The 25,187-nt window shown below is 72.3% G+C and carries 13 protein-coding genes and 2 pseudogenes; 4 read left to right on the top strand and 11 right to left on the bottom strand.

Annotated elements, in window-relative coordinates; genetic code table 11:
- Positions 1-60: 60 nt before the first annotated feature.
- Entirely contained in the window at positions 61-966 is a 906-nt protein-coding gene (locus tag EES43_RS07135) for a Gfo/Idh/MocA family protein (protein ID WP_124267934.1), read from the bottom strand.
- 190 nt (positions 967-1,156) lie between these two features.
- Here EES43_RS07135 and glnII point away from each other — a divergent pair.
- Positions 1,157-1,798, top strand: a pseudogene (glnII, locus tag EES43_RS07140) (glutamine synthetase); the annotation flags it as partial.
- A gap of 387 nt (positions 1,799-2,185) precedes the next feature.
- Positions 2,186-2,836 carry a winged helix-turn-helix domain-containing protein gene (locus tag EES43_RS07145; protein ID WP_124267935.1) on the top strand — a complete coding sequence of 217 codons (651 nt, stop codon included), beginning with the start codon at positions 2,186-2,188 and terminating at the stop codon, positions 2,834-2,836.
- Positions 2,837-2,993: 157 nt separating this feature from the next.
- On the opposite strand, the gene EES43_RS07155 is transcribed toward EES43_RS07145, so the two are convergent.
- The 9 genes and pseudogenes from EES43_RS07155 to EES43_RS07195 all read right to left on the bottom strand — a co-directional run bounded on the left by EES43_RS07155 (position 2,994) and on the right by EES43_RS07195 (position 19,469).
- A complete protein-coding gene (locus tag EES43_RS07155) occupies positions 2,994-3,698 on the bottom strand; it encodes a DUF2470 domain-containing protein (protein WP_124267936.1) in 705 nt (234 codons plus the stop codon).
- Positions 3,699-3,847: 149 nt separating this feature from the next.
- The gene (locus EES43_RS07160; RefSeq protein WP_124267937.1) at positions 3,848-5,968 is read right to left on the bottom strand and encodes an ATP-binding protein; all 2,121 of its coding nucleotides are present in this window, start codon (positions 5,966-5,968) and stop codon (positions 3,848-3,850) included.
- Positions 5,969-6,179: 211 nt separating this feature from the next.
- On the bottom strand, positions 6,180-11,498 hold the full coding sequence (pulA, locus tag EES43_RS07165) for a pullulanase-type alpha-1,6-glucosidase (protein ID WP_124267938.1): 5,319 nt from the start codon (positions 11,496-11,498) through the stop codon (positions 6,180-6,182).
- An 86-nt stretch (positions 11,499-11,584) separates the two neighbouring features.
- Positions 11,585-12,973, bottom strand: a pseudogene (locus EES43_RS07170) (alpha-amylase family protein); the annotation flags it as partial.
- A 448-nt stretch (positions 12,974-13,421) separates the two neighbouring features.
- On the bottom strand, positions 13,422-14,480 hold the full coding sequence (locus EES43_RS07175) for a LacI family DNA-binding transcriptional regulator (protein ID WP_206430004.1): 1,059 nt from the start codon (positions 14,478-14,480) through the stop codon (positions 13,422-13,424).
- Positions 14,465-16,192 carry a glycoside hydrolase family 13 protein gene (locus EES43_RS07180; RefSeq protein ID WP_124267940.1) on the bottom strand — a complete coding sequence of 576 codons (1,728 nt, stop codon included), beginning with the start codon at positions 16,190-16,192 and terminating at the stop codon, positions 14,465-14,467. Before EES43_RS07180 ends, EES43_RS07175 begins: the two co-directional genes overlap by 16 nt.
- A 94-nt stretch (positions 16,193-16,286) precedes the next feature.
- The gene (locus EES43_RS07185) at positions 16,287-17,165 is read right to left on the bottom strand and encodes a sugar ABC transporter permease (protein ID WP_124267941.1); all 879 of its coding nucleotides are present in this window, start codon (positions 17,163-17,165) and stop codon (positions 16,287-16,289) included.
- Positions 17,162-18,178 carry a carbohydrate ABC transporter permease gene (locus EES43_RS07190; protein ID WP_124267942.1) on the bottom strand — a complete coding sequence of 339 codons (1,017 nt, stop codon included), beginning with the start codon at positions 18,176-18,178 and terminating at the stop codon, positions 17,162-17,164. The genes EES43_RS07185 and EES43_RS07190 overlap by 4 nt, the downstream gene beginning before the upstream one ends.
- 19 nt (positions 18,179-18,197) lie before the next feature.
- A complete protein-coding gene (locus tag EES43_RS07195; RefSeq protein ID WP_124267943.1) occupies positions 18,198-19,469 on the bottom strand; it encodes an extracellular solute-binding protein in 1,272 nt (423 codons plus the stop codon).
- Positions 19,470-19,885: 416 nt separating this feature from the next.
- Here EES43_RS07195 and EES43_RS07200 point away from each other — a divergent pair, with 416 nt between their 5' ends.
- Positions 19,886-20,929 (top strand): LacI family DNA-binding transcriptional regulator, encoded by a 1,044-nt coding sequence (locus EES43_RS07200; RefSeq protein WP_124267944.1) that lies wholly within the window; start codon positions 19,886-19,888, stop codon positions 20,927-20,929.
- A 76-nt stretch (positions 20,930-21,005) separates the two neighbouring features.
- The gene (locus EES43_RS07205) at positions 21,006-21,965 is read left to right on the top strand and encodes a phosphatase PAP2 family protein (protein WP_124267945.1); all 960 of its coding nucleotides are present in this window, start codon (positions 21,006-21,008) and stop codon (positions 21,963-21,965) included.
- A gap of 93 nt (positions 21,966-22,058) precedes the next feature.
- On the opposite strand, the gene EES43_RS07210 is transcribed toward EES43_RS07205, so the two are convergent.
- A complete protein-coding gene (locus EES43_RS07210) occupies positions 22,059-25,055 on the bottom strand; it encodes a bifunctional [glutamine synthetase] adenylyltransferase/[glutamine synthetase]-adenylyl-L-tyrosine phosphorylase (protein ID WP_124267946.1) in 2,997 nt (998 codons plus the stop codon).
- Positions 25,056-25,187 lie beyond the last annotated feature (132 nt).

The following is a 25,187-nucleotide window of genomic DNA, read 5'->3' on the forward strand; positions in this document are numbered from 1 at the left end:
CGCCCCTGGCCAGAAGGGATGTGACGCAGTCCCAGGCCGCCGGGGGCCACGGGACGGCCGCTACGTCGCCTGCGCCTCGGCGTCGGCCAGCAGCTCGGTCAGGCGCAGCCCGAAACGGACGTCGCACGGGTGCGGCTCGCCCGTGCGGGCCGCCTCGGCCAGCGCGTCGACGGCGGCCCGGAACGCGGGCTCCGCCCCGTCCCAGCCGGGGACGGCGACCGTCCCGTGCTCGCCCCGGAACTCGATGTCCACGCCCCCCGCGGCCTCCGGGGCGCTCAGGCCCAGGGTCACCGTGCTGGACGCGCCGGAGGCGTGGCGCAGGATGAGGTGGGTGGTGTCGGCGGGGCCGCGATCGGCGGTCAGCCCGGTGACGTCGCCGAGCACCGGGATCAGCACCGAGAGGGCGTGCGGGCCCACGTCCCACAGGCCGCCCTTGTCCCGCCGCCAGGGCGAGTCGGCGTACTCGCTGGTGGAGCCGGGGGCGTACAGCGAGCCGAGCCACAGGGCGCGGGCGGTGAACCAGCCGTCGCGTGCGCTCTGTTCGGCGATCCAGGCGGACGTCTCCGGGGCGAAGCGCAGGGTGCAGAAGACGATCGAGGCGACCTGGGCGCGCGCCGCCGCGTCGGCGACCGCGCGGGCGCCCTCCACCGTCGTGGCGACCGGCTTGTCCATCAGCAGGTGGCATCCGGCCTCCGCGGCCCGCACCGCCAGCGGCGCCTGGACGTCCGGCGGCAGCGCGAAGGCCACCGCGTCGCTGGCTTCCAGGAGGGCGTCGATCCCCTCGTCGCCGGTGTGGGCACGGGTGTGGTGGGTGTCGGCGAGGGCCTGTGCCGCGTCGGCGCGGCGGCCCCACACGCCGCTCAGCTCGACGCCGGGGTGGGCGGCGAGCGCGGGGGCCTGGGTGTGGCGCGCCCAGGGGCCCGTTCCGAGGAGGCCGACGCGCAGGGGGGTGGAGGTAGTGGTCATGGGCCCAGTGTGCCCGGTCCCCGGAACGGGCCGCGGAGCGAGGGCGGTGGCCGCGTTCCGGTTCTCCGAGGCGCCGGGGCAACCCGGGACAGGGCCGGACAAGGCGCCCGGGGCGCGCCGGAAACCTCGGTAACACGGGGTTCACACTCGGGCAACGGACGGGAAACCGCCCCTTGCGAGGCTGCCCGGGGAGGGCGGCTTCCCGGCGGCGCAGGGCGGCTACTACTGCGGTGTCGGCGCGGACGAGGTCTTCGGCCGCGAGATCGTGGAGAAGCACCTGGACGACTGCCTGGCGGCGGGCCTGGGCATCTGCGGCATCAACGCCGAGGTGATGCCCGGCCAGTGGGAGTTCCAGGTGGGCCCGCTCTCCCCGCTGGAGGTCTCCGACCAGCTGTGGGTGGCCCGCTGGCTGCTCTACCGCACGGCCGAGGACTTCGGCGTCTCCGCGACGCTGGACCCGAAGCCGGTGAAGGGCGACTGGAACGGCGCGGGCGCGCACACCAACTTCTCCACCCGGGCGATGCGCGAGGACTACGACCCGATCATCACGGCGTGCGAGTCGCTGGGCGAGGGCTCCAAGCCGATGGACCACGTCAAGAACTACGGCGCGGGCATCGACGACCGGCTCACCGGCCTGCACGAGACCGCCCCGTGGAACGAGTACAGCTACGGCGTCTCCGACCGCGGCGCCTCGGTCCGCGTCCCCTGGCAGGTCGAGCAGGACCGCAAGGGCTACATCGAGGACCGCCACCCGAACGCCAACGTCGATCCGTACGTCGTCACGCGCCTGATCGTGGACACCTGCTGCACCGCGCTGGAGAAGGCGGGCCAGGCCCGACCGGGGCCGGAGGCGCGTGCGGGGCCCGCCCGGGGAACCGGTGGGCCCCGCAAGCTCGTTCGGCGGCCGGGGCACGGCGGGCCGGCCGGGGCGGGGCCGTGACGAGGCCGACGGGCAGCGTCCGTATCGACGGGTGAGAGGGCCCTGCTGCACGGCCGCGATGTCTGCTTCAATGGAGCCATGGCCAGCCACCAGCACCTCGCGTCGGGTCGCAGCGACCTCGAACCGTTCTGGCCTTCCCGTCAGCACCATGACTTCGACCGGGTGTGTTGCCGCGCGTGGAACGCGCAGGCCCTCTAAAGCCGCTCACCCGGCGTTCGGTCCGCGCGCACGACGCAAGTCCGTCCCTGACGACTCCTCGCGCGAAAGAGCTGACCCACCATGGCGAACACCCGTACCTTCTCCGCCGCGTCGACCGGCGCCGCGGCGTCCGCCCCGGCCGACACGGCCGCCCGCCCCGCGTCCGCCAACCGCCACCGCCTGCGCGCCGTCGACCGCGACGAGGTGGCGCGGCCGACGGACGTGGCCGACTTCCTGCCGCCGGGCGCGACCTGGCTGCCCGCGCCCCAGCACACCCTGCCGGCCCTGCCCGGCCGGCCGCCGATGATCGGCTACCTGGTGCTCGTACCGGCCGACCAGCAGCCGGCGCTCGCCGGGGCGGTGGCCGCCTCGCAGCAGCCCCGGCCCGACCGGCAGGACCGTACGCCGTTCGCCCGGCACCCGGAGCCGGAGCCGGTCGAGGAGCCGCCGGTCGGCCCCGTCCGGATCGACACCACCCGGCGCACCGCCTCGGTGGACGGCGTCGCGATGGATCTCACGTACCTCGAATTCGAGCTGCTGGCCCACCTGGTGGCCCACCCGCACCGGGTGCACACGCGCGACCAGTTGGTGACGACGGTGTGGGGCTACGGGCATGTGGGCGACGGGCGGACGGTCGACGTCCATGTGGCCCGGCTGCGCCGCAAGCTCGGTGCGGAGCACCGCCGTTCGATCCAGACGGTGCGCCGGGTGGGGTACAAGTACACCCCCTGATCCGGCCCTCCCCGCCCCGGCCGTCGTTCGCGCGGGGGCCGGGGCATCGTGCTGCGGGTGCTCGCGCGGGAGCCGGCGGACGGCCCGTTCGGGGAGCTGCTGGTCCGGCGCTCCGCGCTGTCCCGGGACGTGCCGGGCGGTTCGGGGCGGCGGTGCGTCAGGCCGGCAGGCCGTTGCGGTGGGAGACGCGGCGGGCCGCGCTGAGCAGGGCGTGGATCTGGGGGCCCGCCTGGTCGATGTCGGTCACCGGCTTCGGGAACGGCAGCCGCACGTCGCGGTGGTCGCGCGGGTATTCGAGGCGCAGCGTGACGCCGTAGCGGTCCATCGCCACGGGCACGGCGCGGACCATCCCGCGGTCCGGGTGCGGGCGGACGAGGCGGAGCAGCAGCGGGACGAGTTCGCCGTGGTCGTCCATAAGGTGCGTCAGCATGCCCGCCTCGCACGGGGCGACCGGATCGGGCGCGGTCTCCTCCAGTTCCTCCAGCGTGACGAACGTACGCCCCTCGGCGTCCTGGAGGACGGCCTGGCCGAACTCCATGCAGGTGCTGCGCTCGGTGTCCGTGCTGTACGGGGCGGTCAGCAGCCCGGTCACGGTGACGCGGGCCCGCAGCCGGTCGCGTACGGGCGTGGGGGCGATGTCGGTGAACTCCAGCCGGGCCGGGACCCGCTCGCCGGTCGGCGCGTGGCCGGTCTCGGTGGGGGCGTGCAGATGGATGTGGCCCATCGCCCCCGTGCCGTCGAGCCGGCGCACTTCGGTGCGCACCCCCTCGCTCACCACCGTCATCGAGTGGGCGACGGTGAGGATCGACCGGACGCGCTCGGCGCGGGTCGGCTGTGTGACACGGGCGCTGAAAGGACGCATCCGAGTTCTCCAGGAGCGGTCGGGGAGACAGGACCCAAGCGGTTACTTAGGCATGCCTAACCTAACTCACTGGGCGGAGGTTCGGATAGCCCGGGGCCCGGCACGTCCGGAACGGGCCCGTCCGGCAGCGGCCTCGCGGAGGCGGCCGGTCAGAGCTGGAGGTCGTCGCGGAGCGCGGCGGCGAGCCCGACCTCCGCGTTGTCCGACTGCCCGCGCTCGAAGGCCCGCTGGTAGGCGTCGTCGCCGACGGCCGCCCGTGCCTGGAGCTCGCAGGTCTCGCGGACCGGACCCAGCTCGGGCGTGCCGCGCTGCGGGTGGCCCACCATCCGCCAGTACGCGTGGCCGGTGCCGTAGACCCGGGCGGCCTGGGCCCCCGCGCCCTGGGCGGCGATCGCGGCGGCCAGCAGGTCGAGCCCGAGGGCGATGCCGAAGCTGTCCCGCAGCAGGTGCTTTCCCGCGAGCATGGAGCGGGCGTGCGCGGCGGAGGCCGCCGGGCGGCCCTGGAGCAGGGTGATCAGGGCGAGCTGGTAGTCCACGTACGAGCGGGTCCAGTACTCGCCCTGCGCCTCGCAAGACCGGCGCAGGGCGGCGGCGGCCCGCGCGGAGTCGCCGAGCCGGCCCAGCGCGGTGAGGGCGAAGACGGTGATGAGGCGGCAGCGCAGCAGGTGGGCCGACTCGACCGGAGCCGTCTGCGCCGTCATCCGCAGCACCCGCTCGGCCGCTTCGAGCGCGGCGGCGGGCTGCCCGGTCATCAGCTGGGTGAGGCCGGAGAGGTAGGTGGCGCTGAGCATCCCTTCGTCGTCGCGGTCGTACAGGGCGACGGCCGTGCACAGCGCGCCGTACTTCTCGGCGGTCGCGAAGTCGCCCTGGAGCAGGGCCGCGACGCCGAGCACCCACTGCAACCGGGTCCGGTGCGGCCCGTCCACGGGGGCCGCGTCCAGGGTGCGCTGCGCGTAGCCGCGGGCCTCCGACAGATGGCCGCAGCAGGCCCAGAAGAAGCCGACCCGGCCCGCCATCTCCTGCGCCCCCACGATGTCGTGGGCGGTCAGGTGGTCCAGGGCCGCGCACAGGTCGAGGTGGGCGTCGGCGACCCGGTGGTACCACGACACCTGGCCGGGACCGGTCCAGCCGTCGTGGGCGCGGCGGGCCAGGCCGAGGAAGCTGGCGGCGTGCCGGTCGGCGGCGGCACGCTCCTCGCCCAGCTCCCGGAGCCACATGCGGCCGTACTCGCGCAGGGTGTCCAGCATCCGGTAGCGGTCGCCGTCGCGCTGGACCACGCTCTGGGCCACCAGCCCCTGGAGCGCCCGGTCCACGTCGTGCGCGCCCAGCGGGCCGCCGGCGCAGACCTCGATGGCCGTCTCCTCGTCGAAGTCCGTGCGCAGGACGGTGAGGCGGGCCCACAGGAGGCGTTCGAGCGGCGTGCACAGCTCGTGGCTCCAGCCGATGGTGGTGCGCAGCGTGCGGTGGCGCCGGGGCCAGAGCGCGTGGTCGCTCAGCAGGTCGAGGCGCGAGGTGACCGGGCCCTCGTGGAGGGACGCGGGCGTCCGCCCGTCGGCGCGGGGCGGGGTACCGGCGTCGAAGCGGCTGCCGATGCGGGCGGCGAGCTGGGCGACGGTGTGCCGGCCGATGCCCGCGGCGGCCAGTTCGATGGCGAGCGGGATGCCTTCGAGGCGGCGGCAGATCTCGGCGGCGGCGGCCCGGTCGCCGGGAGCGTGCAGGCCCGTCTCCGGGTCGGCGGCGTGCAGCCGGTCGCCGAAGAGCCGGAGGGCGTCGTCGGCTCCGTCGACCGGCAGCGGCGGCACCTCCACGACGTGTTCGCCGCGCGTGCCCAGGGGCTGTCTGCTGGTCACCAGCACGGTGAGGCCAGGAGAGGTGGTCAGGAGCTCCGCCAGCAGGTGCGAGCAGGCGGCGCGCAGGTGCTCGCAGGAGTCGAGGACCAGCAGCATGCGCTTGTCCGCGACCCATTCGCACAGCGCCTCGACCGGCATCCGCAGGCTGTGGTCGGCGAGCCCGACCGCGTCCGAGACGGTGGGCAGCAGCAGCCCCTCGTCGTAGAGCGGGGAGAGGTCGGCCCACCAGGCCCCGTCCGGGAAGCGGTCGGCGGCCTTCCGGGCGGACCGGACGGCGAGCCGGGTCTTGCCGACGCCGCCGGGCCCGATCAGTGTGGTCATCCGCCGGGTGGTCAACGCGGTTCCCAGCCGGGCCAGTTCGGCCCGCCTCCCGACGAAGCTGCTCGTCTCCTCGGGAAGGTTTCCCACCTTGGTCATCATCACCGTCCGGCACGCTGGGGCAGTTGACGCCGGCGGCCCGGCGGCCACGGGCACAGGGCCTCCCGCCGCTCGAACACACCCGCTCCCGGCCCCGCTCCCCGTGACGGGGAGGGGACCGGGAGCGGCCGTGGTGACCAGGGCGGCTGTGCGCGGTGTCCGGCTTTCGCGGCGCGTTCGCCGACGTCTGCGGACACCGTAGCCCCGGTCGGCGTCAGCGCAGCGAGAAGACGGCCACCGTCCGTCCCGGGACCGTGAAAGTGGCTGATTTCCCGTCGTACCTGGCTCGTTTGACCGTAAGGTCCGCGCCCTCGGCCTGGACCCGGTGCAGGGCGTACGTCTTCCCGGCCGGTGCGGCGAGCCGCTGGTCGGCGGTGTCCGGGGTGGCGTTGAGGACGACGACGAGGCCGCCCAGGCGCATGGTGATCACACCGGGGGTCTCGTCCTTTCCGGAGAGCGGGAAGGAGAGGGCCGACTGGACCTGCCCCGCGGTGGCGAGGGAGAACTCCTTCTCGGTCGTCCGGATGGTGAGCAGGTCGCGGTAGGCCGCGGCGGCCCCGTCGATCTCCCCGCACCGGGGCGCGATGGCCGGGGAGGCGGCCAGGAGCGGCTTCGCGTAACGCCACTTGTCCTGGTTGTCGGCGGCCGGCGGCAGGCCCCGGCCGAAGCCGTTGCCGTCGCGGCAGTCCCAGAGCAGGGCGTTGAACCAGTCGCCGCTGTCGTAGGAGTTGCGGTCCAGCGACTTGGAGCGCAGCAGGTCGGTGCCCGCCTGGGAGAGCGAGGGGCCCTGCGACAGGGTGGAGACGGCCATCGCGACCACCTGCATCCTGGCCCGCTCGGCGGCCGTGGTGGAGGCCGGGAGCTTGAAGGCGAGGGTGTCGAACAGCGTCTCGTTGTCGTGGGCGTCGGAGTAGGCGAGGGCGTCGCCGGGAGCCGCCGCGTATCCGGCGGGCACGCCGTTGTAGTCGACGTCCGAGCCCTTGACCGTGCGCCCGGAGGTGTCGGTGAAGGTGTAGCCGGCGAGGCTGCCGGTGAGGCCGACCTTGATCAGGTCCTGGTAGTGCAGCAGCCGCGCCTTCTGCTCGGCGGGGGTGCCGTTGGCCGGGGAGGCGTTGGGGTCGGTGTACAGGCCGGAGGCGAAGCCCTGGACGCCCGGGTCCTCGTCGAAGGGGGTGCCGCCGCGCAGGGCGTCGCGGGCCCGGTCGGAGAAGGTGGCCACATCGGTGCCGGCCATGTTCTTCTGCGTGGCCTGGACGAAGCGGGCGTCGTCGGCGACCTCGCCGAAGTTCCAGCCCTCGCCGTACAGGATGATCTTCTTCCCGTCGACGCCGTCCCGCGCGGGCGTCAGCGCGTCCAGGGCCTTGCGCACGGCCAGGATGTTGGCCTTGGGGTGGTGGCCCATCAGGTCGAAGCGGAACCCGTCGACCTTGTACTCCTTCGCCCAGGTGACGACGGAGTCGACGACGAGCTTGCCCATCATGGTGTTCTCGGGCGCGGTGTTGGCGCAGCAGGTGGAGGTGGCGACGGAGCCGTCCTCCAGGAGCCGCTGGTAGTAGCCCGGCACGATCCGGTCCAGGACGGACTTGTCGTCCTGGCCGGAGGCGACGGTGTGGTTGTAGACGACGTCCATCACGGTGCGCAGTCCGGCGCCGTTGAGGCCCTGGACCATCCGCCGGAACTCCACCGTGCGCTCGGTGCCGTCGGGGTCGGAGGCGTAGGAGCCCTCGGGGACGGTGTAGTGCAGCGGGTCGTAGCCCCAGTTGAACGCGTCCTTGGCGGCGGCCTTCGCCACGCAGTCCTGCTGCTCCTCGGAGTCCGGCGCGTAGACGGACAGGTCGCAGGCGGGCTTCTGCTGCCCGGACTTCTTCTCCGGGATGGTGCCGATGTCGAAGGCGGGCAGCAGGTGGACGTAGCTCGTGCCGGCGTCGGCGAGCTTCTTCAGGTGCCGCATGCCCTTCGACCCGGTGTCGGTGAAGGCGAGGTACTCACCGGGGTGGCGGGAGGTGCGGTCCGAGATCGAGAAGTCGCGGACGTGCAGCTCCTGGATCTGCGCGTCGCGCAGCGGGGTGGCGGCGGGCTTCTTCAGCGCGGACCAGCCGCGCGGGGCGAGCTGCGGGTCGCGCAGGTCGACGACGAGGCTGCGGGCCGAGTCGGCGGTCAGGGCGGTGGAGTAGGGGTCGGTGACCTTGTTGGTGACGGTCCGGGCCACGCTCGGCGCGAAGACGGTGACCGCGTACCGGTAGGGCTTGCCGCGCCAGTCCCGCCCGCCGGTGACCGACCAGACGCCGGTGCGGTCGTCGCGCCGCATCGGGACGGTGCGGCCGTCGAGTTCGAGGGAGACGGTACGGGCGGTGGGGGCCCATACGGAGAGGGTGGGCCGGCCGTCGCGGAAGACCGGGCCGAGCGCCGCCGACGCGGCCTTCCTCCCGTACAGGTCGTCCAGGACGCCCGCCGTCTGCACGCCCGTGGCGGCGAGCAGCGCCCCGTTGGCGGCGCGCTGGGTGGCGAGGAGCTGGCCGCGCACGGAGTCGCGGACGCGGTCGCGGTCACGGGCGTCGACGGTGAAGGCCGGGTAGTCCTTCAGGTGCGGGTACTTCGCCTTCTGGGCGTCGCTCAGCGCGCCCGGCGCGAGCCGCAGCCAGCGGCCCTCGTCGGAGAGCGCCCCGCCGACGACGGAGATGCCGCCGTCCCGCGCGTACACGAGCTGCTGGCTGGTGGCCTCGGTCGCCTTCACCTTCCAGACGACGGTGTCGGCGTCGATCCACTGGGCCTCGGCCTTCCCGAGGTCCGGCGCCGCGCCGCCGCCGGTCTGCGGCAGCAGGTAGCCGGGCTTTCCGCCGACCATCCAGACCTCGTGCCCGCTGGTGGCGAAGTCCAGGGACTGGTCGGTGGGCAGGTCCTTCTCGTCGCCCTTGTGCAGGATGTAGCTGAGCGTGGTGGCGCCTTCGGCGAGCGGCACCTCGAAGGTGACGCCGTAGGCGTTCTTGCGGACCGGCGCCAGCGGCTTGGACCAGTCGGTGGGCTCCTTCGCCCCGGCCCAGACGTGCAGGCCCCAGCCGTCGTAGTCCCCGTCGGGGCGGTGGTAGTTGAGCACCGCCTTCCCGGTGTCCTGCGGCTCGGCGGCCGGGGCCTTCACCTCCTGCCCGTCCTTGCCCTGCTCGATCCAGACCTGTCCGGTCGCGGCGAGGTCGACGGTGCGCTGCGGCCCGTCGGCGGCGCCGTCCTTCTCGACGGTGTACGGGAAGGAGGTCGCGCCCTTCTCCAGGTCGATCCAGGCGAACGCGCCGTAGGCGTCGCGGCCGATGAACTCGGCGCTGCGGTCGCCCGACCGCAGCCGCCAGCCCTCGTAGTCGCCGTCCGGGCGCTGGTAGTGGACGACGGCCCGGTCGCGCTCGACGGCGACGGGCTTCGCGGGCGGCGGGGTCGCGCCGGCGGTGGTGTCGGCGAGCGCGGCGGAGGTGCGGCCCGTGCGGTCGACGACGACGGCCTTGTAGCGCAGCGGGGTCCCGGCCTTCACCGAGGCGTCGAGGTACTGGGTGACCTTGTACGGGGCGTGGTCGGCGGAGCCGAGGGTGCGCCACTTCCCGTTGCCGCTCCGGGCGGCGAAGACGACCCGGTTGAGCTGTCCGCCGTCCACGTCGGCGGTGATCTCGACGGTGCCGGTGGCTCCGGCGGCCGGGGCCTTCAGCGAGATCTCCGGCGCGGCGGCCGGGGCGCCGAGCGGCTTGTCGGCCCGCAGCACGATGCTGGAGAGGGCGGGCACGGTGACGGTGAGCTTCTTGTCCGCGCCGCTGCGGACGGTGCCGGAACCGCCGTACAGGGTACGGAAGTCCATGCCGGCCGACTCGGTGGCGAGCTGGACCTCGGTCGGGCTCGTGCCGTTGTTGGAGGCCACCAGGTACTCGTGGGGCCGCTCGGCGTCGATGCGCGAGGTGGCGTGGACCGAGCCCTTCGCGTACCGCTCGATCTGCACGCCGTCGCGCAGCGCGGGGTGCTGCTTGGTGAGCCGGGACAGCTCCGCGATGGACCGGTAGACGGGGTGCCCGGTGTCGTAGGCGTCCGAGGCGTGGGTGCGGTCGGTGCCGATCTGGTCGTCGTCCAGGTAGTCGGCGGTCTTCGAGGCGAAGAGGGTCTGGCGGGCGTCCTTGTCGCCGCCCGCGCCGGTGAAGCCCTGCTCGTCGCCGTAGTAGACCACCGGGTTGCCCCGGCCGAAGAACATCAGCTCGTTGGCGAGCCGGGCGCGGCGGAGCAGTTCGGCGTCCTCCGCCTTCGGGTTGTCCTGCTTCAGGAACGTCCCGATGCGGCCCATGTCGTGGTTGCCGAGGAAGGTGACCTGCTCGTAGGCGTTGGCCTTGTCGGTGGTGTAGCGGTAGTCGTCGCGGTACACCGAGGCGAGCTTCTCGGCGCTCGCGCCCTGGGAGGCGAACTGCCGTACCGCGTCCTGGAACGGGAAGTCGAGCGTCGCGTCGAGGCGGCCCCGCGTCACGTACGGCGAGGTGACCTGGGTGTCGGAGGAGAAGATCTCGCCGAACATGAAGAAGTCGTCCCGGCCGCGCTTCGCCGCGTAGGCGTCGAGAGCGGTGGCCCACTGCGTCCAGAAGTCCATGTCGACGTGTTTGACGGTGTCGATGCGGAAGCCGTCGATGTCGAAGTCGCGGACCCACTTCTGGTAGATCTTCGCCATGCCGTCGACGACCTCGGGACGCTCGGTCCACAGGTCGTCGAGCCCGGAGAAGTCCCCGTACTCGTTGGACTCGCCGGCCCACGTCGAGTCGCCGCGGTTGTGGTACATGGTCGGGTCGTTGAGCCAGGACGGCACCTTGCGGTCCGTGCCGGGCGTCTTCACCGGGGTGTACGGGAAGGAGTCCTGGTCGACCTTCGCGACGCCCTCGCGGTCGTCGAAGGGGCGGCCGTCCCGGTCCAGGTAGGGGAAGGCGCCCTTCGGCTTGTAGCCGTACTTCTTCTCCGCGTGGTCGACGGTGTCGGCCGTGTGGTTGGTGATGACGTCGAAGAAGACCTTCATGCCCTTGGCGTGGGCCTTGTCGATCAGCCGCTCCAGGTCGGCGTTGGTGCCGAAGTGCGGGTCGACCTGGGTGAAGTCGGTGATCCAGTAGCCGTGGTAGCCCGCGGAGGCGTCCTTGCCGGAGCCCTGCACGGGGCGGTTCTTGAAGATCGGGGCCAGCCAGATCGCGGTGGTGCCGAGGCCCTTGATGTAGTCGAGCTTCCCGGTCAGGCCCTTGAGGTCGCCGCCCTGGTAGAACCCCTTGTCGCCGGGGTCGTGGCCGGTCTGCGTCCGGGAGCCGGTCAGCCCGCCGCGGTCGTTGGAGGCGTCGCCGTTGGCGAACCGGTCGGGCAGCACGAAGTAGAACTGCTCGCGGGTGAGGTCGTGCCGGGCCGCCTCGCGGGCGAGCGCGGCGTCCGAGGGCGGGGCCGGAGGTCCGGCCGACGCTGCGGCGGAGGCCGCCGGGACGACGGGCAGCAGCGCCGCGCACAGCGCGGCCACGGCTCCCCGCCGGAGGATGGTTCGGGACACGGGAGGGTGCTCCTCGACTCGGGCTGGCAGAGAGCGGGCCGGTGGCTGTGCCACCGGCCCGCCGGGTGATGAGGGTGAGGTCAGGCGCAGGTGCGGGCGTTCGCGTGCAGGGCGACGGCGGTGCCCGAACCGAGCGTCGCGGTGAACCTGCCGGAGCCGTCGACGTTCACGCTCCTGCCGCTCTGCACGTCGCAGTAGGCGCCGGCGGGCAGCGAGGTCTGGAAGGTGCGGGTGAGCGCGGAGCCCTCGTGGTTGATGGCGACGTACGCCTTGGAGCCCCGGCCGAACGCGATCTGGTCGCCGCCGTTGTCCCACCAGCCGGTGACCGCCTGGCCGCGGGCGGCGTTGCGGAAGCCGACCATGGAGGAGATCTCGCGCCAGGCGTGCTGGCACTTCCAGCCGTCGCTGTAGCAGGCGTTCACCTGGCCGCCGGCCGGCGGTCCGGCGTTGTGGTCGCTGAACTCGTAGCCGGAGTGCACGTCCGGGGAGCCGTAGGGCCAGGCCAGCATGAAGACGTTGGCCAGCGTGTAGGCGGAGCCGTTCTTGTAGCTGAGGGTCTCGCCGTTGCGCTCGGTGTCGTGGTTGTCGACGAAGACGCCCGTCTTCCCCGACTCCATGAAGCCCCAGCCCTCGCCGAAGTTCTTCAGGTAGGCCAGGTTCTCGTTGAGGAAGACCTGCTTGAGGCTCCGCGCGTAACGGAACTCCTGGACGTCGCCGTTGCCGAGGTACTCGGAGGGTGAGACGGCCTCGCCCGCTCCGTAGATCACCTCCTGCTTCCAGTAGACGTTCGGCTTGGTCAGCCGGGACTTGATGTTGGCGAGGTCGGCGGCCGGCATGTGCTTGGCGGCGTCGATGCGGAATCCGTCGACGCCCAGCGAGAGCAGGTCGTTGAGGTAGCCGGCGATCCGGCCGCGCACGTAGTCCTCGCCGGTGTCCAGGTCGGCGAGGCCGACCAGTTCGCAGTTCTGGACGTTGCCGCGGTCGCCGTAGTTGACGATCTCGCTCTGGCAGTCGTTCAGGTCGAACCCGGAATAGGTGCCCGGGTAGTCGTACTTGGTGTACGCGGAGCCTCCGGTACCGGTGCCCGAACCGGCGGACATGTGGTTGATGACGGAGTCCACGACGACCTTCACTCCGGCCGAGTGACACGTGTTCACCATGGCCGAGAAGGCGGCCCGGTCGCCGAGGCGGCCGGCGATCTTGTAGCTCACGGGCTGGTAGGAGGTCCACCACTGGGGACCCTGGATGTGCTCCTGGGGCGGTGAGACCTGGACGTATCCGTAGCCGGCCGGACCGAGGGTGTCGGTGCAGGCCTTGGCTATGGAGTTGAACTTCCATTCGAACATCACGGCGGTGACGTCCTTGTCGCCCGGAGCGGCGGCCTGCGCGGCGCCGGCGCCGAATCCGGTGGGGACGACGAGGGCGGCGGCGCCGGCCACGAGGGCGAGCGCGGCAGACAGGGGTCTGCGTGCCATGTCTTTCCTCCTGCGGGTGGGGGAAACGCGGGTGACGGTGCAGCCTCAGCCGGCAACGCGCCATGCCCTCAAGGCTCCTGAAGGTTCTTGCAGCAAGAATGCAACCTTGCCGCGGAGCAGACCGTACGAGTCCGCCCGTCGCCGGTCAACCCTTTGGACATCTCCCGCTCACATCCACGAAACGATGCAGATTTCTTTCTGCAAGGTCTTTCGCAAGATATTGCGAGCCTGTTACGTTGCATCCGACTCCGGTCCGGTCGGCCGGGGGTTCCGGTCCCGTCTCGCGGTTCCGGACCCCACGCGCCCGGCCGGCCGGGCCGGTCACGACAAGAGAGGCACCCGGGAGTCGTTCAACTCCCCGCCGGCCCGTCCTGGGCCGACTCCCGGTGCCTCTCCTGTACGTGTTCCCGTACGTGCGCGCGCCCGCGCGCTGCCCGTCTTCCGGCGCTCAGCCGGTGCGCACCGCCGCCGTCGAGCCCCGCACCACCAGCTCCGGCTGGAAGACGTACTCCGTGCGCTGCACCGGGCTGCCGCCGATCTCCTCCAGCAGCGCGCCCACCGCCGCCGCCGCCATCGCCTGCACGGGCTGGCGCACCGTGGTCAGCGGCGGGTCGGTGAAGGCGATGAGCTGCGAGTCGTCGAAGCCCACGACCGACACGTCGCGCGGCACCCGCAGGCCCCTGCCCCGCGCGGCCCGGACCACGCCGAGGGCCATCAGGTCGCTGCCGCAGACGATGCCCGTGCAGCCGGCGTCCAGCAGCGCGCCCGCCGCCACCTGGCCGCCCTCGACGCTGAACAGCGTGGAGCACACGAGGCGTTCGGCCTCGGCCCGGTCCATGCCGAGCACCGAGACGGCGGCCTCCAGGAACCCGTCGCGCTTGCGGCGGGCCGGCACGTAGCGCTGGGGCCCGATGGCCAGGCCGATCCGGCGGTGGCCGAGTTCGGCGAGGTGGCTCAGCGCCATTCGTACCGCGGCGCTGTCGTCGGGCGAGACGAACGGCGCGCTGATCCGTTCGTTGTAGCCGTTGATCAGGACGAACGGTACGCCGCGCTCGGTGAGCGCGGCGTACCGCGACGGGTCGGCCGAGGTGTCGGCGTGCAGCCCGGAGAGGAAGACGATGCCGCTGACGCCGCGTTCGACGAGCTGCTCGACCAGCTCGTCCTCCGTCGCGCCGCCGGGCAGTTGGGTGCAGAGCACGGGGGTGTAGCCGTGCCCGGCCAGGACCTGCTCGACGGACTGGGCGAACGCCGGGAAGATCGGGTTGATGAGTTCGGGCGTCATCAGCCCGATCAGTCCGGCGCTGCGCTGCCGCAGCCGGACCGGCCGCTCGTAGCCGAGGATGTCGAGCGCCGCGAGCACCCGCTGACGCGTGGTGTCCGCGACGCCCTGTTTCCCGTTCAGGACCCGGCTGACCGTCGCCTCGCTGACCGCCGCCTGTCCGGCGATGTCGGAGAGCCGGGGCCCGGCGCCGGTCCTGGGAGCGGGCAGCGTCACACCGCCCACCACACCGTGGTGTCGGCGGGCACCTCGGCCTCGGCCCCGTCCACCGTGACCGGCGAGCTGGACAGCAGCACCCGGCCGGGGACCGGCAGCCGGACCGGGGCGCCGGTGGTGTTGACGGTGCAGACGAATCCGGGGCGGGCGAAGGCCAGGACGCCTTCGGCGCTCTCCAGCCACTCGACGCCGGTGCCCGCGCCGAGGCCCGGCAGCTCGCGGCGGGCGGCGAGGGCGGACCGGTACATCTCCAGCGTGGAGCCTTCGACTCCGGCCTGCGCCTCGACGGACAGCTCGCCCCAGCCGGCGGGCTGCGGAAGCCAGCTGCCGCCGTCGCCGAACCCGTAACTGCTGCCCTGCCGGGTCCACGGGATGGGCACCCGGCAGCCGTCGCGGAAGCCGTCCTGGCCCTCGGCGCGGAAGAAGGACGGGTCCTGGCGGGCCTCGTCGGGCAGGTCGGTGACGTCGGGCAGGCCCAGCTCCTCGCCCTGGTAGACGTAGGCGGAGCCGGGCAGGGCCAGCATCAGCAGGGTGGCGGCGCGGGCCCGGCGCAGGCCGAGTCCGCGGTCGCCGGGGGTGCGGATCTGGGTGCCGAGGCCCGCGGGGTTGGCGAACCGGGTGGCGTGCCGGGTGACGTCGTGGTTGGAGAGCACCCAGGTGGTCGGAGCGCCGACCGGGCGCATCGCGTCGAGCGAGGAGTCGATCACCTCGCGCAGCTCGGCCGCGTCCCAGGCGGTCGTCAGGTACTGGAAGTTGAACGCCTGGTGCATCTCGTCGGGCCGCACGTAGTTGGCGGTGCGCTCGACGGTGGGCGTCCACGCCTCGGCGACGAGGACGCGCCCGCCCGTCGCCCACCACCGCCCGTTGGACGAAGCCTCTTCGGGCCCCCTGTTCTCGGGGTACTCGTCGAGGATGGCGCGCCAGCTGCGGTAGATCGCGTGCACGCCGTCCTGGTCGAAGAAGGGCATGACGTCGTTGCCGAGCAGCTTGAGCTGGTCGTGGCCGCCGAGGTCGGGAAGTCCCTCCGCCTTGACGAGGCCGTGGGCGACGTCGACGCGGAAGCCGTCGACGCCCATGTCCAGCCAGAAGCGCAGGATCGAGCGGAACTCGTCGGCGACGGCCGGGTGCTCCCAGTTGAAGTCGGGCTGCTCGGGAGCGAAGAGGTGGAGGTACCAGTCGCCCGGGGTGCCGTCCGGGTTCACGGTGCGGGTCCAGGCGGGGCCGCCGAAGATGGACTCCCAGTCGTTGGGCGGCAGTTCGCCGTCCGCGCCCTTGCCGGGGCGGAAGTGGTAGCGCTCGCGCAGGGCTGACCCGGGGCCCTCGGCCAGGGCGCGCTTGAACCACTCGTGCTGGTCGGACGAGTGGTTGGGGACCAGGTCCACGATGATGCGCAGCCCCAGGCCGTGCGCCTCGCGGATGAGGGCGTCGGCGTCCAGCAGGCTGCCGAACATCGGGTCGATGGCCCGGTAGTCGGAGACGTCGTAGCCCGCGTCGGCCTGCGGGGAGGCGTAGAACGGGCTGAGCCAGACCGCGTCGACGCCGAGGTCCCGGAGGTAGGGGAGGCGGGCGGTGACGCCGGCGAGGTCGCCCATGCCGTCGCCGTTGCCGTCGGCGAAACTCCGCGGATAGACCTGGTAGATCACCGCGTCCTGCCACCAGCCGGTGCGGTGGCCCGGGCCGTCGTCGGACGTGCCGGTGGAGGGGGCAGCGAGGTGCTGGGTCATGTCGTCCCTGGGGTGTCTGGGTGGGGAGCGGCGCCGGTGACCGGGTCGGGGTGCCGGCGCCGCCGTGACGGGTGCGGTCGTGGGTGCGGGTGTCTCAGCCCTTGACGGCTCCGGCGGACATGCCGGTGACCAGGTGCTTCTGTGCGAACAGGAAGACCAGGGCGGCCGGGATGGCGATGAGCACCGAGGCGGCGGTCATGGGGCCCCACTGGGCGCCGTACTGGTTGACGAACTTCTGCAGTCCGCCGGCGAGCGTGAGGTTCTCGTCGCCGACCATGAAGGCGGAGGCGTACGCGACCTCGCCCCAGGCGGTGATGAAGGAGTAGAACGCGGTGACCGCGAGGCCGGGCTTGGCCAGCGGCAGGATGAGCCGCCAGAAGGTGCCGAACGGGGTGAGGCCGTCGACCTGGCCGGACTCGTCGATCTCGCGCGGGATGGTGTCGAAGAAGCCCTTCATCATCCAGGCGCAGAACGGCACCGAGATGGTGAGGTAGGTGATGACGAGGCCGGCCGGCTGGTTGAGCAGGCCCATGGTCGACATGATGTTGTAGATCGGCACGATGAGGACGGCGACCGGGAACATCTGGGTGACCAGCAGCGTCCACATCAGCCCGCGCTTGCCGGGGAAGCGGAAGCGGCTGACGGCGTAGCCGGTGGTGGCGGAGACGAAGACGCCGATGACGGTGGAGAGCCCCGCGATGACCACGGAGTTGCCGAACCAGCTCAGGAACTCGGTGTCCCGGATCAGGTCGGTGTAGTTGACGAACGTCGTCTCGCGGAAGAAGTCCGTGGTGGTGGCGAACTTGGCGGGCTTGAGCGAGGTCAGCAGGACCCACAGCACCGGGAAGACGGCGATCACCGAGGCGACGATCAGGGTGAGGTGCAGGCCGACGGAGGCGAGCGGGGAGCGGTGGCCGCGCAGCCGGGGCTTGCGGACGGCGGTCCGGCCGGGTGTTTCGGTGACGGTGCTCACCAGTTGTCTCCCTGGGTGCGCAGGACTCGCCGGTAGACCACGGCGAAGAGCATCAGGAGTACGAGGATCAGCACGCCCCAGGTGGAGGACTGCGCGAAGTCGCGCGGGCTGATCTCGAAGGAGAACTTGTACGCCTGGGTGACGAGGATCTGGGTGGCTTCGCCGGGTCCGCCGCGGGTCAGCAGGAAGATCACCGGGAACATGTTGAAGGTCCAGATGGTGGAGAGCAGGATCACCGTGGTGGAGACCGGCCGCAGTCCGGGGAGCGTGATGTGGCGGAAGCGCTGCCAGGCGGTGGCGCCGTCCATCTCCGCGGCCTCGTACTGCTCGGACGGTATGGACTGGAGGCCGCCGAGGAGGGCGACCATCATGAACGGGATGCCGAGCCAGACGTTGACGGCGATGACGGAGAACTTCGCCCAGGTGGGGTCGTTCAGCCACGGGATGCCGTCGATGCCCGCGCCGCCGAGGAGCTTGTTGAGCAGTCCGCGGTCCTCGTTGTAGAGGAAGCGCCAGGCGAAGACGGAGACGAAGCCGGGGATGGCCCAGGGCAGGATGAGGGCCATGCGGTAGGCGGAGCGTCCGGCGATGCGGCGGTTGAGGATGTTCGCCAGCGCCATGCCGAGGCAGAAGGTGATGGTCACGCAGGAGACCGTCCACACCAGCGTCCAGCCGAGGGTGCCGAGGAACTGCGAGCCGGTCAGCGCGTCGACGTAGTTGTCCACGCCGACGAACTCGTAGGTGGCGGGCAGTTCGTTGACGCCGATGGAGCGCGCGACGTTGCGCTCGTTGGCGTCCGTCAGCGACAGGTAGATGCCGCGCACCAGCGGGTAGCCGATGATCACGCCGATCACGAGGACGACCGGGGCGACCATGGCCCAGGCGTACCAGTGGGTCGACATGGAGCGCCGGACCTTGCCCGGCGGCCGGGGGGTGCCAGTACCGCGGCTCGGGCCGCGGACGACGTCGTCGTCCGCGGCCTTCACCACCGACTGGCTGGTGTGGACAGCCATCAGTCGGCCAACCTTCCTGTTACTTCCAGCCCTTGAGGAGCTTGCGGTAGGAGTCGCCGGTCGCCTTGGCGGCCTTCTCCGGCGTGGTCTGGCCGGTGAGGACCTTGGTGTACTCGACACCGAGCGGGGCGAAGAGGCTGCCGCCCTCGGGGATCCAGGGGCGCTCGACCGCGGTCTCGACGACGGGCTTGAAGAAGCCGACGATCTCGCTGTTCACGGCCTCCTTCTTGGCGTACACGGAGGTGCGGGTCGGCAGCAGGTTCAGCTCGCCGGCGGCGGTGGTCTGCGCGTCCACGGACGTCATGTACTCGACGAAGGCGTAGGAGGCGTCGAGGTTCTTGGAGCCCGCGTAGACGGCGAGGTTGTGGCCGCCCTGCGCGGCGCCCTGCGCGGCGGAACCGGACGGCACCGTGGCGACGCCCAGGTTCGCCTTGTCGGCGAACTCCTTGCCGGTCAGGGTGTCGGCGACGGCCCAGGGGCCGTTGATCATCATGGCGACGTCGCCGTCCTTGAACGACTGCATCATGTTCTCCCAGCCGTCCGACGCGTCCGTCTTCGCGGTGCCGGAGTCGACCAGGTCCTTGACGGCCTTGAACGCCTTGACGCCCTGGGCGTTGTCGACGGTGACGGTCTTGCCGGCGGCGTCGACCAGGTCGCCGCCCTCGCCGTACAGGAAGGAGAGGAAGTAGTACGGGTCGTCGCCGCGCAGGTAGAGGCCGGTCTTGCCGGTCTTCGCCTTGATCTTCTCGGCGACGGTCTTCAGCTCGCCCAGGTCCTTGGGCGGCTCGACGCCGGCCTTCTCGAACATCTTCTTGTTGTAGAAGACGCCCATGGAGTCGATGACCTGCGGAACGGCGAAGGTCTTGTCCTGGTACTTCGTGGAGGCGACGGCCTGCTTGAGGAAGTCGTCCTGGTCCTTCAGCGCGGCGGTGCCGTCGAGCGGGGCCAGGTAGCCGAGGTCGGCGAACTCCGGCGTCCAGGCGACCTCGGAGCGGATCACGTCGGGGGCGCCGTCGCCGGCCTGGGCAGCGTTCTTGAACTTGTTCTGCGCCTCGCCGAACGGCACGTTGACGTACTTGACGTCGACCTTCGGGTGCTGCTTCTCGAAGCCTTCGGCCAGCTTCTTGAAGACCTTGTCCTCGCTGCCGACGTTCGAGGTGTCCCACCAGGTCACGGTGCCCGAGAGCTCGCCCGAGCTCTTGCCGCCGCCGGCCTCGTCGTCGCTGCCGCAGGCGGTCGCCGCGAGCGCCAGGGCCGCGACCAGGGCGGTGGCCGTTATGCCACGTCGCATCTGAACTCCTTCAACTGCCGTACCGCTCCGTCGCGGCGCCGGGTCGACGTGAACGTAACAAGGATGAAAGACGACCGAAAGAGCTTGCGGAAGATTTCTGCAAGCCCTGGCGATCGTTACATTCGCGTGTCCTCAAGGTTGCCGTCAAGCCCCTTGACGAGAACCGCCACCCCCTGGCAGAGCCCGGCGGGGCTGGGCATATCCGCAGTGCGACGATCCGACTTCGGTCCGCGATCCGGGGCCGCAAGAGCTTGCAAGAGTTTGCCGGAGCCGGCCCGGCGAAGACCGTTCCGACGGCGGCTTCCAGCCACGGTGAGCGGCCTCGCGGCGGGGCCGTCCGGGCCGTCCGCGACGGGCCCGCGCCCCGCCCCCGGCACAGTGGGCAATCCGACACCGGCCCGGTACAGTCGCCTTCCATGACCGCACGGCTTGCCGATATCGCAACTCAGGCGGGGGTCAGCGAAGCAACGGTCAGCCGGGTCCTGAACGGCAAGCCCGGAGTAGCGGCGGCCACCCGCGAATCCGTCCTCGCGGCACTCGACGTGCTGGGCTACGAACGTCCGGTACGGCTGCGCAGGCGCAGCGCGGGGCTGGTCGGTCTGATCACGCCGGAGCTGGAGAACCCGATCTTCCCGGCGCTGGCCCAGGTCATCGGCCAGGCGCTGACCCGGCAGGGATACACCCCCGTGCTGGCGACCCAGACCCCCGGCGGCTCCACCGAGGACGAGCTGACGGAGATGCTGGTGGACCGGGGCGTCTCCGGCATCATCTTCGTCTCCGGGCTGCACGCCGACACCTCGGCCGACATGCAGCGGTACGAGCAACTGCGCGGACAGGGAGTCCCCTTCGTCCTGGTGAACGGCTTCTCGTCGCAAGTGCGGGCGCCGTTCATCTCGCCGGACGACCGGGCGGCGATGCGACTGGCGGTCACGCACCTGGTGGCGCTCGGGCACCAGCGGATCGGACTCGCGGTCGGCCCCAAGCGCTTCGTGCCGGTGCTGCGCAAGATCGAGGGGTTCCACCTCACGATGCGCGAGCAGCTGGGGCTCTCCACCGAGGAGGTGGAGGAGCTGATCCAGCACTCTCTGTACACCCTGGAGGGCGGTCAGGCCGCCGCCTCGGCCCTGATGGAGCGCGGCTGCACGGCGGTGGTGTGCGCGAGCGACATGATGGCGCTCGGCGCGATCCGGGCGGCCCGCCGGCTCGCGCGCGAGGTGCCGCGCGACCTGTCGGTCGTCGGTTACGACGACTCGCCCCTCATAGCGTTCACCGACCCGCCGCTGACCACCATCCGCCAGCCGGTCACGGCGATGGGCCAGGCCGCCGTCCGCACGCTCCTGGAGGAGATCGGCGGAACCCCGGCCCCGCACAGCGAGTTCGTCTTCATGCCTGAGCTGGTGGTACGCGGTTCAACGGCTTCCGGACCCGGACACGCGTCAGGGTCGCACAGTCGTCCCTGAGACGCAGGACGTGCGGCCCGCACCCGACCGGAGGATGATCGAGCGGAGGGGGACGTATCTGGCAGACTCTGTGCCTATGGGTGAGACATACGTGAGAGAACACGAAGGCCGGTCGGCGACCAGCCCGTCACCCATCGTGGACGAGGCGGCCCCCGAGGCCCGGCGCGAGAACCGCGTGATGAACAGGATCCGGTCGATGCGAGCGCCCCGGCGCCCGCGGCTCTGGTTCGAAATCCTGCTCATCGCGGTCAGTTACTGGCTGTACTCACTGGTGCGCAACGCCGTCCCGGAGCAGAAGGCCGAGGCCCTGCGCAACGCCGACTGGATCTGGTCGGCCGAGAAGACGATGGGCCTGGCATTCGAGGAAACGGTCAACCACGCGGTCAATTCCGTGACATGGCTGGTCATCTCGATGAACTACTACTACGCGACCCTGCACTTCGTGGTGACCATCGGGGTGCTGGTCTGGCTCTTCCGCCGCCACCCTGGCCGCTACGCGGCGACCCGGCTCGTCCTCTTCGCGACGACGGCCGTGGCCCTGCTCGGCTACTACCTCTACCCGTTGGCCCCGCCCCGCCTGATGCGCGGCGGGAACTTCATCGACACGGTGCTGCTGCACCAGACCTGGGGCTCGATGGCCTCGGGCAACTTCAAGAACGTGTCGAACCAGTACGCGGCGATGCCGTCGATGCACATCGGCTGGTCCCTCTGGTGCGGTCTGACGATCTTCACGCTGGCCTCGGCGCCGTGGGCGAAGATCCTGGGCCTGCTCTACCCGACGGTCACGCTGGTCGTGATCGTGGCGACCGCCAACCACTTCTGGCTGGACGCGGCGGGCGGCATGGCCTGCCTCGCCTTCGGCTACGCGGTCTCCCGCCTCTGGTACGGCTCGCTCCCGCACCATCTACCGAAACAGATCCCCTCCGACGGACGGCGGAACCGCCTCACCGGTATCCGCCGGAAGCTCCGGCCACGGCCCCTTGCGGCCTCGCGGGTGCGGGCCGCGGAGGCGGACGCGGCGGCCCGCCGCCCGTAGCGGCGCGGTCCCGTCCGGGACCCGGCGTCCGGGACCCGGCCTCCGGACAGGACGGTCGTGGCGGCGGGTCCGTCCGGGACCCGGCCGCCGCGCTCACCCCGCCGCGCCGTAGAACCGCTCCTCCACCACCGCCCGCGCCCGCCGCGTGATCCGCCGGTAGTCGTCCAGCATGTCGCCGACGTGCCCCGGCTCGTAGCCCAGGTACCGGCCCACCGCCGTCGTCTCGCGCGGGTTCGACGGGAACGTGTCGCCGGGCCTCCCGCGCACCAGCATCACCGCGTTGCGCACCCGGGAGGCCAGCACCCAGGCGTCGTCCAGCGTCCGGGCGTCCTCCGCCGGGATCAGCCCGGCCGCGCACGCCGCGGCCAGGGCCCGGCGGGTCCGCGTGGTGCGCAGCCCCGGCTCCGCCGATCCGTGCCGCATCTGCATCAGCTGCACGGTCCACTCGACATCGCTCAGCCCGCCCCGGCCCAGCTTCGCGTGGAGCGTCGGATCGGCTCCGCGCGGCATCCGCTCGGACTCCATCCGCGCCTTGAGCCGCCGGATCTCGCGGACCGCGTCGTCGTCCAGCCCGTCCGCCGGGTACCGCAGAGGATCGATCAGCTCGACGAAGTCCCGGCCCAGCTCCGCGTCGCCCGCGATCGGCTCCGCCCGCAGCAGCGCCTGGCTCTCCCAGGCCAGCGACCACCGCCGGTAGTACGCGGCGTACGACTTCAGCGTCCGCACCAGCGGCCCGCTCTTGCCCTCCGGACGCAGGTCGGCGTCGATCAGCAGCGGCGGGTCCGCGGTCGGCAGCTGGAGCAGCCGCCGCATCTCGGCGATGACCGCGTTGGCCGCGCGGCTCGCCTCCTCGTCGCTCACGCCGTCCCGCGGCCGGTGCACGAAGAGCACGTCCGCGTCGGACCCGTAGCTCAGCTCGTGCCCGCCGAAGCGGCCCATGCCGATGACCGCGAACCGGGTCGGCAGGGTGTCGCCCCACCGCTCGCGCACGGCGGCCCGCAGCGCGCCCGCGACGGTGGCGGCGTTGAGGTCGGTGACGGCGGAGCCGACCCGGTCCACGAGGGCCCCGTGGTCCTGCTCGGCCGGGTTCTCCTCGGTGCCGTACGAGCCGATGATGTCCGCGGCGGTCGTACGGAACAGCTCCCTGCGCCGCACGCCGCGCACCACCGCGACCGCCGACTCCGCGCCGTCCGCCCGCCCCACGGCGGCCAGCACCTCCTGCTCCAGGTGCTCCCGGGTGCGCGGCCTCAGCCCCTCCGGATCGCCCAGGATCGCCACCGCCTCCGGGGCCCGCAGCAGCAGGTCCGGGGCGAGGCGGCCGGCGGAGAGGACCCGGGCCAGGTTCTCGGCGGCGGCGCCCTCGTCGCGCAGCAGCCGGAGGTACCACGGGGTCTTGCCCAGCGCGTCGGACACCTTGCGGAAACCGAGCAGCCCGGCGTCCGGGTCGGCGGAGTCCGCGAACCAGCCGAGCAGCACCGGCAGCAGGGTCCGCTGGATGGCGGCCTTGCGCGAGACCCCGGAGGACAGGGCCTCCAGATGGCGCAGGGCCGCGCCCGGATCGGCGTAACCGAGGGCCTCCAGCCGCAGCGCCGCCGCCTTCGCGCTGAGCCGGGACTCCGCGGGGGCCAGCTGGGCGACGGCGTCGAGCAGCGGGCGGTAGAAGATCTTCTCGTGCAGCCGCCGTACGACGGAGGCGTGCCGCCGCCACGCCTTGTTCAGCTCCGCCACCGGATCGGTGCGCATGCCGAGCGACCGCCCGAGCCGCCGCAGGTCCGCCTCGTCGTCGGGCACCAGATGGGTGCGGCGCAGCCGGAAGAGCTGGATGCGGTGCTCCATGGAGCGCAGGAAGCGGTACGCCTCGTCGAGCTGCGCGGCGTCCGCGCGGCCCACGTACCCGCCTTCGGCGAGCGCCCGCAGCGCCTCCAGGGTCGTCCCGCTGTGCAGCGAGGCGTCGCTGCGGCCGTGCACCAACTGGAGGAGCTGTACGGCGAACTCGACGTCCCGCAGGCCGCCGGGGCCGAGCTTGAGCTCGCGCTCGACCCGGTCGGCGGGGATGTTGTCGACGACCCGGCGGCGCATCTTCTGCACGTCGGAGACGAAGTTCTCCCGGTCGGCCGCCTGCCACACGAGCGGTGAGACGGCCTCCACGTACTCCGCGCCGAGCTCCGGGTCGCCGGCGACCGCACGGGCCTTCAGCAGGGCCTGGAACTCCCAGGTCTTGGCCCACCGCTGGTAGTAGGCGAGGTGCGAGGACAGGGTCCGCACCAGCGGCCCGTTGCGGCCCTCGGGGCGCAGGTTGGCGTCGACCGGCCAGATGGACCCCTCGACGGTGGTGTCGGAGCAGATCCGCATCAGGTGCGCGGCGAGCCGGGTGGCGGCCTGCATCGCCGCCGTCTCCTCCGCCCCGGCCGCCGCCTCCCCGACGAAGATCACGTCGACGTCGGAGACGTAGTTCAGCTCGTGCCCGCCGCACTTGCCCATCGCGACGACGGCGAGCCGGCACTGCGCCGCGTCCTCGGGGGCGGCGGTGCGGGCGATGGCGAGCGCGGCGCGCAGGGTGGCGGTGGCGAGGTCGGCCAGTTCGGCGGCCGTCTGGGCCAGGTCGGTCGTCCCGCAGACGTCCCGGGCGGCCAGGGTGAGCAGGCAGCGGCGGTAGGCGACGCGCAGGGAGTCCGGGTCGACGGCTTCGGCGAGGCCCCGCTCGAAGTCCGCTACCCCGGGGTGCAGGTCGGCGGCCTCGTAGGTGACGAGGGCCTGCCAGTCGCGCGGATGGCGGGCCAGGTGGTCGCCCAGCGCCTCCGAGGCGCCGAGGACGCCGAGCAGCCGGTCGCGCAGCGGTTTGGCGGTGACGAGCGTGTCGAGCAGTACCTGCCGCTCGCCCTCCTCCTCGGCCTCGACGATCCGGACCAGGCCGCGCAGCGCGAGATCGGGGTCGGCGGTGGCGCCGAGGGCTTCCAGCAGGACCGGATCGGACCGGACGGAGGACAGGGCGTCGATCTCCAGCAGGTCCTCGGCGGCGGACGGATCGGTGAACCCGTGCCGCAGCAGCCTGGTGAACGTACTGCTCCTGCGCCCCGGCACCGTCGTCATTCCGCGCTCCCCTGCCCGCCGACCCATTTCCGTGCACGCGCGTGCGCCACAGCCCGTCCGGCCCGAGGGCTGTCCCGCGCTCCCTGCCGGGCGCGCGAGATCGGCCGCTTCACCGCGCAGCCGCGTCGGAGC

This window comes from Streptomyces sp. ADI96-02, from assembly GCF_003846185.1.
In the GTDB taxonomy this organism is placed as follows: domain Bacteria; phylum Actinomycetota; class Actinomycetes; order Streptomycetales; family Streptomycetaceae; genus Streptomyces.

Coding starts and splice junctions, on each gene's coding strand:
- EES43_RS07135 (WP_124267934.1), bottom strand. CDS start 966: ATGACCACTACCTCCACCCCCCTGCGCGTCGGCCTCCTCGGAACGGGC.
- EES43_RS07145 (WP_124267935.1), top strand. CDS start 2,186: ATGGCGAACACCCGTACCTTCTCCGCCGCGTCGACCGGCGCCGCGGCG.
- EES43_RS07155 (WP_124267936.1), bottom strand. CDS start 3,698: ATGCGTCCTTTCAGCGCCCGTGTCACACAGCCGACCCGCGCCGAGCGC.
- EES43_RS07160 (WP_124267937.1), bottom strand. CDS start 5,968: ATGATGACCAAGGTGGGAAACCTTCCCGAGGAGACGAGCAGCTTCGTC.
- EES43_RS07180 (WP_124267940.1), bottom strand. CDS start 16,192: ATGACCCAGCACCTCGCTGCCCCCTCCACCGGCACGTCCGACGACGGC.
- EES43_RS07190 (WP_124267942.1), bottom strand. CDS start 18,178: ATGGCTGTCCACACCAGCCAGTCGGTGGTGAAGGCCGCGGACGACGAC.
- EES43_RS07195 (WP_124267943.1), bottom strand. CDS start 19,469: ATGCGACGTGGCATAACGGCCACCGCCCTGGTCGCGGCCCTGGCGCTC.
- EES43_RS07200 (WP_124267944.1), top strand. CDS start 19,886: ATGACCGCACGGCTTGCCGATATCGCAACTCAGGCGGGGGTCAGCGAA.
- EES43_RS07205 (WP_124267945.1), top strand. CDS start 21,006: ATGGGTGAGACATACGTGAGAGAACACGAAGGCCGGTCGGCGACCAGC.
- EES43_RS07210 (WP_124267946.1), bottom strand. CDS start 25,055: ATGACGACGGTGCCGGGGCGCAGGAGCAGTACGTTCACCAGGCTGCTG.